The organism is Streptomyces sp. NRRL S-31, assembly GCF_000718775.1.
GTDB lineage: Bacteria > Actinomycetota > Actinomycetes > Streptomycetales > Streptomycetaceae > Streptomyces.
On record NZ_JOCB01000300.1, the window covers coordinates 1 to 242 of the forward strand.

General features: G+C 71.9%; 1 pseudogene. It reads right to left on the bottom strand.

The features are described 5' to 3' along the window. Positions 1–242 (bottom strand): annotated as a pseudogene (locus IF37_RS40545) (transketolase); the annotation flags it as partial.

The following is a 242-nucleotide window of genomic DNA, read 5'->3' on the forward strand; positions in this document are numbered from 1 at the left end:
TGTCGTCCCACAGCAGGACCAGGTTGCCGAGCTTCTGGTGGCCGGCCAGCGAGGACGCCTCGGCGGAGATGCCCTCCTGGAGGCAGCCGTCACCGGCGACGCAGTAGATGAAGTGGTCGAAGGGCGAGGTGCCCTCGGGGGCCTCCGGGTCGAACAGACCGCGCTCGTAGCGGGCGGCCATCGCCATGCCCACCGCGTTGGCGACACCCTGGCCCAGCGGGCCGGTGGTGGTCTCGACGCCC